We start from the raw sequence: 3,869 nt of genomic DNA on the forward strand, positions 1-3,869 counted from the left end.
TTCCGAGGTCACCGAGCGCTGGGCGATCCACCGCAAGGCCCCGAGCTTCGACCAGCTCGAGTCCAAGACCGAGATGTTCGAGACCGGCGTCAAGGATCGCGCCGACGGTCTTGCGCCACTGCCGTACGGAGTCGGCGAGTGCCTGGTCGCGGGTGGTGGCGTAGCCCAGCAGGATGTCGCCGTGGCCGGTCAGCGCCTTCGTACCGCTGGCGACGGAGAAGTCGGCGCCGAGGTCGAGCGGGCGCTGGCCGAGCGGTGTCGCGAGGGTGTTGTCGACGGCGACCAGGGTGCCCTGGGCGTGCGCGGCCTCGGCGAGCCGGCGGATGTCGCAGACGTCCAGGCCCGGGTTGGAGGGCGTCTCTAGCCACAGCAGCCTGGCGCCGTCCAGGACGTCGAGCTGGGCGTCTCCGGCGGTGGGGGCGGTGCGGACCTCGACGCCGTAACTCTCCAGGCGCTCCCGGACGGCGGGCATGAGCTGGTAGCAGTCGTTCGGCAGGACGACCACGTCGCCGGTGCGGACCTGCGAGAAGAGGACGGCGGAGATCGCGGCCATCCCGGAGGCGAAGACCGAGGTGTGGGCCGGCTCGCCGGGCGACTCCAGCTCCGAGATCGCCGCTTCGAGGAGGGTCCAGGTCGGGTTGGACTCGCGGCCGTAGGTGTACGGCCCGGTGGCGTCGCCCGGCAGGTGGTAATGGGCCGCGAAGACCGGCCCCGGGAGGGTCGGGTGGTACGCCTCGGCCTCGGGGAGGCCGGCCCGTACGGCCCGGGTGCTGTCGCCGGTCATGCGCGCGTCGTCGCCTGTCATGGGCTCGTCCCTGCCTTCTCGTCGTGCGTCTCCCGCCCGGCGAGCTCGGCCCGGACGACCGTGAGCAGGTCCCGCTCGAACCACTCCGGGCGGAATTGCCGGGCGCTGCGCTCCAGGCCGTACCCGGCCTCTTCGACGCGGGCGCGGAAGACGGCCTCGGCCATCGGGGAGCGGTCGGGGCGGGGCCGGGTCAGTCCTTGTCCGGCAGGATCACGTGCAGCGCCCACGAGACGATCGAGACGATCAGGCCGCCCAGTACCGCGGTCCAGAAGCCGTCGACGTGGAAGGCGAGGTCGAGCTTCCCCGCCACCCAGGACGTCAGCATCAGCATCAGAGCGTTGATCACGAGCGTGATCAGGCCCAGCGTGAGGATGAAGAGCGGGAACGACAGCAGCTTCACCACGGGCTTCACGATGACGTTGACCACACCGAAGATCAGCGCGACCAGGATCAGCGTCCAGACCTTGTTCCCGGTGTTGGTGCCGGTCAGCGTGATGTCGCTGAGCAGCCAGGTGGCCACGGCGAGTGCCGCGGCGTTGGCGATCGTCTTGACCAGAAAATTCTTCATGGTGGGATCGTCGCAGACACGACGGCGGCAGTGAGGGGTGCGCGAGTGATGAAGGCGTTCAAGCTGGAGGAACTGGAGGCGGAACGGGCCGCCAACGACGGCGCGTACCTGCAGTTCCTGCGGGAGCGGAACATGTCGGCCGGGCTGTACGCACTGGACGCCGGCAGCAGCGATCCGCAGGCGCCGCACCAGCAGGACGAGGTGTACCTGGTGGTGAGCGGGCGCGCGTCGATCACGGTGGGGGTGGAGACGACGCAGGTCGCGCGGGGCAGCGTGGTGTACGTACCGGCCGGGGTGCCGCACAAGTTCCACCACATCACCGAGGACCTGCGGGTCATGGTGATCTTCTCGCCGCCGGAGGGCTGAGCCGGAGCGCTGAACCGGCGGCCCCGCCTCGGCCTCCTCCCGGCAGCCGAGGCGGGCCTTCCGTACCCGTAGGGGAAGGCTCAGGGGACAGCCGGGGCCGCGGCGCCCCCATGTGGCCGGACATCGCCCTAGCATCGATGGTGCAGGGCGGGACCGGACAGGAGCCGGGCGGGCCGGGCGAGTACCGGGCGACGACCAGAAAGCAGGGCAGAGCAATGGCCGTGAAGGAGATATTCGGGGGACTCCCGTGGTGGGTGAAGTGGGTCGCGGTGCCCGTCATCCTGCTGGTCGTCTTCGGCGGGCTGATCGGCAGCGTGGTGGGCTTCCTCATTGGGCTGCTCTTCAAGATCCTGCTGGCGGTGGCGCTGATCGCGGGCGTGGTCTACCTCGTCCGCAGGTTCACCGGATCGTCGTCCTCCTCGCGCGGCGAGTGGTGACTTCCGCGGCCGCGCGGAATTGCCGGGCGTCCCGTTCCCCCGCCGGGGAACGGGACGCCCTTTGTTTGTCCCCTGCGAACAGGTGTCCGGAGCGCTCGCGGCGGGCGAGCTTCCGGCCAAGCCAAGAAATGCGCCGCCTGAGTTAATTCGCAAGCTAATCGACCTGCGGTCCGCGGCGCTCACGTTAGAGTGCCGACGCGGGGCATCTTCCGGATGCCGGCGTTCCGGAACGTCCGGCCGGACCGGGCGGCGCGGACGGTGTCCGGAAGCGCACGCGGCGCGGGCGCGGGGCCCGAGCCCGGGGTCGGCACCCCGGCGACCTGTCCTGGGGGTTGGTCTTGGCCACGGCGAACGACGCATCCACGACATCCCCGACGCTGATCGGCTCGGTGCAGCGGGCGCTGCGCCTCCTCGAAGCGGTGGCCGCCCACCCGGGCGGTGCCCCCGCCAAACAGCTGGCCAGGGAGACCGGTTACCCGCTCCCGACCACGTACCACCTGCTGCGCACCCTGACCCACGAGGGATACCTCCAGCGCGAGAACGGCGTGTTCCTCCTCGGTGAGGCCGCGGAGCTCATCGGCCGGTCCGGGGCCCGCCGCCGGCGGTACTCCCGGATCGCGCAGGCGCTGTCGGCCATGGGCCAGGAGGTGGGCGCCGCGCTGTACTTCGCGGTGTACCACGCGGGCGAGGTGGAGGTGGTCGCGGTGAGCGACGATCCGGAGCGGCCACCGGTCGAGGAATGGGCGGACTTCCGTACGACCGCTCACGCGCACGCGATAGGCCAGTGCCTGCTGGCCCAACTCGACGAGGAGCGGCGGAAAGATCATCTTTCCCGGCACCAAGTGCAGTCGCTCACGCCCCATTCCGTACGGACGGAGGGGGATCTGCTGCACCGGTTGAACACGGTGCGTAAGGCCCAACTCGCCGTCGAACGCGAGGAATATGCCGTCGGTACGGTGTGCGCGGCAATTCCCATTCGGGTCGGTTCGGTAGCGGCGACCGTGGCGATTTCCCTCCCCGCAGGTGAAGCGGAGAGACTGCTGGCGGTAACCGAAAAGGTACAGAGGATGGCGGAGTCGACCCTTATGACGCTGGCCTTCTCTATCAGTATCTGAAAAATTACTCCTTGTGATCCGTCGACGACTGGTCGACGATGGCGTCAATAGCGGTCGGCGGGTCATTACCGGCCACTTCGATCAAGTAGTGCGGGGCAGTGGTTGATGAGCCAAACAGTGCAGGCAGAAGTGATGATGAGCTTCATCGTCTCCGAGGAACTCGCCTTCCGGATTCCGGTGGAGCTCGATTTCGACAGTGCCGATCCCTATGCCGTGCGCTTCACGTTCGATCTCCCCGGCGATGCCCCGGTGACCTGGGCTTTCAGCCGGGAACTCCTCCTGGACGGCCTGAGCCGGCCGGCCGGTGAGGGGGACATCCACGTGGAGCCGGTCTCGGGCGCGCACCTCAGTGATGTCTTCGTCAGTCTGCAGGTGGGCTCCGAGCAGGCGCTCTTCCGAGTCGGCGCGGCTCCGCTGGTCGCCTTCCTGGACCGTACGGACCGGCTGGTGCCGCTCGGCCAGGAGGAGATCTGCGGCACGCTCGACGCGGAGCTGGACCGGATCTTCGCGAACGCGCAACGGGCGGGCTGAGCGCCGGTCCGGCCCGGTCAGCGCTTGCGGCGGCGGCCCCGTCCACC

General features: G+C 69.3%; 7 protein-coding genes. 4 read left to right on the forward strand and 3 right to left on the reverse strand.

Going from position 1 to position 3,869, the window contains the following annotated elements:
- The 3 genes from ABT381_RS35300 to ABT381_RS35310 form a co-directional block, all read right to left on the reverse strand.
- The coding region (locus ABT381_RS35300) for a PLP-dependent transferase (RefSeq protein WP_351602085.1) at positions 1–784 on the reverse strand (784 nt) is incomplete at its 3' end.
- A gap of 17 nt (positions 785–801) precedes the next feature.
- The gene (locus ABT381_RS35305; RefSeq protein ID WP_351602067.1) at positions 802–969 is read right to left on the reverse strand and encodes a hypothetical protein; all 168 of its coding nucleotides are present in this window, start codon (positions 967–969) and stop codon (positions 802–804) included.
- Between the two features lie 26 nt (positions 970–995).
- Complete coding sequence (locus tag ABT381_RS35310) at positions 996–1,373, reverse strand: phage holin family protein (RefSeq protein ID WP_351602070.1); 378 nt, start codon at positions 1,371–1,373, stop codon at positions 996–998.
- Positions 1,374–1,421: 48 nt separating this feature from the next.
- On the opposite strand from ABT381_RS35310, the gene ABT381_RS35315 reads away from it, so the two are divergent.
- The 4 genes from ABT381_RS35315 (at position 1,422) to ABT381_RS35330 (ending at position 3,822) form a co-directional block, all read left to right on the forward strand.
- Positions 1,422–1,739 carry a cupin domain-containing protein gene (locus tag ABT381_RS35315; RefSeq protein WP_351602073.1) on the forward strand — a complete coding sequence of 106 codons (318 nt, stop codon included), beginning with the start codon at positions 1,422–1,424 and terminating at the stop codon, positions 1,737–1,739.
- 215 nt (positions 1,740–1,954) lie between these two features.
- Positions 1,955–2,176 carry a DUF5326 family protein gene (locus tag ABT381_RS35320; RefSeq protein ID WP_351602076.1) on the forward strand — a complete coding sequence of 74 codons (222 nt, stop codon included), beginning with the start codon at positions 1,955–1,957 and terminating at the stop codon, positions 2,174–2,176.
- Positions 2,177–2,514: 338 nt separating this feature from the next.
- Entirely contained in the window at positions 2,515–3,291 is a 777-nt protein-coding gene (locus tag ABT381_RS35325; protein ID WP_351602079.1) for an IclR family transcriptional regulator, read from the forward strand.
- A gap of 105 nt (positions 3,292–3,396) precedes the next feature.
- The gene (locus ABT381_RS35330) at positions 3,397–3,822 is read left to right on the forward strand and encodes an SsgA family sporulation/cell division regulator (protein WP_351602082.1); all 426 of its coding nucleotides are present in this window, start codon (positions 3,397–3,399) and stop codon (positions 3,820–3,822) included.
- Positions 3,823–3,869 lie beyond the last annotated feature (47 nt).

Origin of the sequence: Streptomyces sp. NPDC000151 (assembly GCF_040301705.1) — a bacterium.
Classification (GTDB): domain Bacteria; phylum Actinomycetota; class Actinomycetes; order Streptomycetales; family Streptomycetaceae; genus Streptomyces.